This is a genomic window from Parasphingorhabdus sp. (assembly GCF_036964675.1).
Classification (GTDB): Bacteria; Pseudomonadota; Alphaproteobacteria; order Sphingomonadales; family Sphingomonadaceae; genus Parasphingorhabdus.
The window spans coordinates 4552-9116 of record NZ_JBALTF010000084.1 but is presented as its reverse complement, the minus strand read 5'-3'; the positions used below and the strand labels follow the sequence as shown (position 1 = coordinate 9116).

General features: G+C 57.3%; 5 protein-coding genes. All 5 read right to left on the bottom strand.

Features of this window, described 5'->3' with window-relative positions; translation table 11 throughout:
• The coding region (locus V7665_RS12225; protein ID WP_335664812.1) for a SufD family Fe-S cluster assembly protein at positions 1–542 on the bottom strand (542 nt) is incomplete at its 3' end.
• Between the two features lie 100 nt (positions 543–642).
• The gene (sufC, locus tag V7665_RS12220) at positions 643–1392 is read right to left on the bottom strand and encodes a Fe-S cluster assembly ATPase SufC (protein ID WP_335664811.1); all 750 of its coding nucleotides are present in this window, start codon (positions 1390–1392) and stop codon (positions 643–645) included.
• 193 nt (positions 1393–1585) lie between these two features.
• Positions 1586–3097 (bottom strand): Fe-S cluster assembly protein SufB, encoded by a 1512-nt coding sequence (sufB, locus tag V7665_RS12215; RefSeq protein WP_442955225.1) that lies wholly within the window; start codon positions 3095–3097, stop codon positions 1586–1588.
• Complete coding sequence (locus V7665_RS12210) at positions 3094–3549, bottom strand: SUF system Fe-S cluster assembly regulator (protein WP_335664810.1); 456 nt, start codon at positions 3547–3549, stop codon at positions 3094–3096. The genes sufB and V7665_RS12210 overlap by 4 nt, the downstream gene beginning before the upstream one ends.
• Positions 3550–3675: 126 nt before the next feature.
• Positions 3676–4518, bottom strand: a complete 843-nt coding sequence (locus V7665_RS12205; RefSeq protein WP_335664809.1) for a DUF6597 domain-containing transcriptional factor — start codon at positions 4516–4518, stop codon at positions 3676–3678.
• Between the last annotated feature and the right edge of the window lie 47 nt (positions 4519–4565).

Below are 4565 nucleotides of genomic sequence, written 5' to 3'. Positions count from 1 at the left end.
GCGAAAATTTCCAACTCGGGCTTGGCGTTCGCGGTCGCGCCGCGATCGAGCAGCATCGCCTTGACCGACTGCGCCGCATCGGTTTTCTGGGCATGGCGGGCAACATTGATCTTGCCGAGAAAACTGCCCGTCGCCTTGCCTGCCAATACCGAGCGCACCACCTGGTTGGAGGTCGCATTGGGCTCGGCGTGGATGGTTTCGGTGACGATTTCCAGCGTCTGCGAACCATTGCCCAGGATCGCGCCGCCCAGTTCAAAATGGGAGCCGTTGCCGAGCGTCGCCTTGACCTGAATCCGGCCATAATCGGCATTGTGTGCGAGCAAGTGGATTTTGAACGTGGCATTGTCGCCAATGGTGACATCAAGATCGACCACGCCGACGCCATCGACAACCGGCAATTCGACGATCTGACGAGAGATGGTTTCGCCAGCCGGAACATGGATATGCTCCGGTCCGGTCAGCGTCGGCCAGACGGTTTCGAGTGCCTTGAGGTCAGCATAGCGCCAAGCCTCGTCGCGGCGGGTGGGGAGCGGAGCGTTCATGACGACACACCGTTAGTGGTGAGCCTGTCGAACCACGCTTCTCGACGAAAGGCGCCCTTCGACAAGCTCAGGGCTAACGGAAAGAGGATACCAGCGGTCATCATGCCGCCTCCGCTATCGCTTCATAGCCTTCATTCTCCAGCTGCAGCGCCAGTTCCGGCCCGCCGGTCTTCACGATCCGGCCATCGGCCAGTACGTGGACAAAATCGGGTTCGACAATCTCCAGCAGGCGTTGATAATGGGTGATCAGCAGCACCGCCTTGTCGGGTTTGCGCATGATCGAATTGATTCCGTTCCCGACGGTGCGCAGCGCGTCGATGTCGAGGCCGCTGTCGGTCTCGTCGAGGATCGCCAGCTTGGGATCGAGAATGCCCATCTGGACCATCTCGTTGCGCTTCTTCTCGCCGCCGGAAAAACCGACATTGACCGCCCGCTTGAGCATATCCATGTCCATCTTCAGCAGCGCTGCCTTTTCCTTGGCGAGTTTGATAAACTCCGCGCCATTGAGCGGCTCTTCGCCGCGCGCCAGCCGCTGTGCATTCAGGCTTTCGCGCAAGAATTGCAGATTGCTGACACCGGGAATCTCGACCGGATACTGGAAGCCGAGGAAAATACCCGCAGCGGCCCGCTTATGCGGATCGAGCGCGAGCAAATCCTGCCCGTCAAATGTGGCGGAGCCTTCGGTCACTTCATAACCGGGCCGTCCGCCCAGCGCATAAGCCAGCGTAGACTTGCCCGCACCATTGGGGCCCATGATCGCATGGATTTCGCCCGCGTTTAATTCGAGCGAAAGCCCCTTGAGGATTTCGGTGTCGCCGACTGTGGCGTGGAGATTTTCAATTTTTAGCATTTTTTTTCTTTTCAATTACGAATACTTTGAATGTATCTTGGACAGGCGCGCTGGCGATCTTTTCAATCAGGTCCCGATCCGTCACCCTGAACTTGTTTCAGGGTCCACTTCTCTGCACTCACCGGCTGTGATTGGGTCCCGATGGATGCTGAAACGAGTTCAGCATGACGAAGGTGCGTTACACGTTTCACTATCACCCCACGCTCCCCTCGAGACTGATCGCCAGCAATTTCTGCGCTTCGACCGCAAATTCCATCGGCAGTTCCTTGAGCACTTCCTTGGCAAAGCCGTTGACGATCAGGCTCACCGCCGCTTCGGCGTCGAGGCCGCGTTGCTGGGCATAGAACATCTGGTCGTCGCTGATCTTGCTGGTCGTCGCTTCATGCTCGATCGTCGCGGTCGGATTCTTGACCTCGATATAGGGCACGGTATGCGCGCCTGACTGATCGCCGAGCAACAGGCTGTCGCACTGGGTGAAATTGCGGACATTTTCCGCATTCGGCCCAACGCGGACGAGACCGCGATAGGTATTGTCGCTGTGACCGGCGCTGATCCCTTTCGAGATGATCGTCGAGCGGGTGTTCTTGCCGTTGTGGATCATCTTGGTGCCGGTATCGGCCTGCTGATAATTGTTGGTCAGCGCGACCGAGTAAAATTCGCCAACGCTGCCCTCGCCGTTCAGGACGCAGCTCGGATATTTCCAGGTCACCGCGCTGCCGGTCTCGACCTGGGTCCAGCTGATCTTGCTGTTCTTGCCCTGGCACAGGCCGCGCTTGGTGACGAAATTATAGATGCCGCCCTTGCCGTTCTCGTCGCCGGGATACCAGTTCTGGACGGTCGAATATTTAATCTCGGCATCATCCATCGCGACCAGTTCGACCACGGCAGCGTGCAGCTGATTCTCGTCGCGCATCGGCGCGGTGCAGCCTTCGAGATAGCTGACATAGCTGCCTTCTTCGGCGATGATCAATGTCCGCTCGAACTGTCCGGTATTTTCGGCGTTGATCCGGAAATACGTGCTCAGCTCCATCGGGCATTTCACGCCCTTGGGGATGTAGACAAAGGTCCCGTCGCTAAACACGGCGCAATTGAGCGTCGCGAAATAATTGTCGCGCATCGGCACGACCTTGCCGAGATATTTTTTGACCAGATCGGGATATTGTTTGATCGCCTCGCTGATCGAGCGGAAAATCACGCCCGCATCTTCCAGCTCCTTGCGGAAGGTGGTGGCCACCGACACGCTGTCAAACACGGCGTCGACCGCAACCTTGCGCGCGCCTTCGACGCCGGCGAGAACCTTCTGCTCCTCGATCGGAATGCCGAGCTTCTCGTAGACTCTCAGGATTTCAGGATCGACCTCGTCGAGGCTGCCAAGCTTTTCCTTCGGCTTCGGCTCGGCGTAATAATAAGCGTCCTGATAATCGATCATCGGAATGTCGAGCTTGGCCCAGTCCGGCGCTTCCATCTTTTGCCACTGGCGAAACGCCTTGAGGCGCCAGTCGAGCATCCACTGCGGTTCGCCCTTCTTGTCGGAAATGAACCTAACCGTATCTTCGTTCAGACCCTTGGGCGCGAAATCCTGTTCGATGTCCGACGACCAGCCGAATTCATAGCTGCTCGCCTTGTCGACCGCTTCCTGCGCCTCGGCATTCATTTCCGTGCGGTCTGCATCATAGTCTGAAGTTTTGACGTTATCGCTCATCATGCTTTTTCCATTATTCGAATTTTGGGGGCGACTGGCAAATCCGACAGGCTCGCCAGACTGACATCGTCCAGCGCCTTGCGGATCGTGCGATTGACCACGCCCCAATGGGGTTTGACGGTGCAGCCGCTTTCCAGCAGGCAGTCATGATTGCCGTCGATGGTGCAGCTGGTGATCGCCAGCGGGCCTTCGACCGCCTCGACAATATCGGCGAGGCTGATCAATGAAGGTGGCCGGGCGAGCCGGATGCCGCCGCCGATGCCGCGGGTCGATTCGAACAGACCGGCGGCGGTCAAGCGGCTGACCAGCTTTTTCGCGGTCGGGAGCGGTACACCGGTTTCCTGCGCGAGCTTTGCCGCGTTGAGCTTTCCTTCTGCCAGCCGCGCAGCACCACAATGGCGCGCGGCGGCGGACATCAGGACAACGGCATAATCAGCAAGGTTGGAAAGACGCATATTTCTCGAATCGCTAGGGGTTAATCTCTAAACAAGACTGATTTAGTCTCATTTATCCACCATTGCAAGCATAGCGCGGCTTGCGGGGATATGGGAAGGACAGGAACATGCTTCCAGTCCTTCCAGTCAGGTGTCGGAAATCAGCGGTGCAATCTTGCCCTTGAGATCAGCGCGCTGATCGATCAGCCGGGCGGTTTCGCCTTCACCCACGCGCAGCTGGGTCGGGGTTACGCCGGCAAAGAATTTTATTTCCCGGATCATGTGCGACTGGTCGTAAAAGGCATCGACCAGCTCGAGCAGCTCTTCCTCATTATGCTCGGCATAGGCCCGGGCCGCCCGCAATGCCCGATATTTGCGGGCGAGATATTTGGGCGGCATGCCGTAGAGTTTGTTGACCATGCGCAGCACCTGCCGCGAGCTTTGCGTCGATCGCTCCATCAGGCTGCTGACCGGTGGCGAAGGTTCCGACGATAGCCATTCGTCAACCATTTTGGCGAAGGCCGCTGTTTCCGGTTTCAACCGGACTTTCAAATCTCGATATATCTTGTCCGCCCAAGCCACCATTCCCTCCGGTGATTCGCACCTCCGCAGCACATCCAGATTCTTGTGGATCTCGTGCGTGAATACGTCACTTGCAGGAACCGCCATATCTGAAAAATCAGCCGCAGACTTCTTGGTTGAAATTGCCCATCCTCTTGGCAAAATCCCGACTCCAAACATGCGGAACGGTCCATTGACGTCAAATCGCATCGCACCGGTTGATGGCCCCACCAACATGGCGTCGGCGACCGGAAATGACGCCCCGTTAGCAAAGCCGAGCTGTCCATCACCCTCCAAAATGAACCGCAGCTGGGCAATCGCCGCACGCTCATTGTCAACAAATTTGGGCGAGTTCAATTCGAACAGATAATATACCGAGACCAGATCCCGGACATCCTCTGCAGGTGCAAAATATCTCAAACTAACCAAGCGACGACCCCTTAATCTGCCCCTCCCCCCAGGTTCAGATCACATAT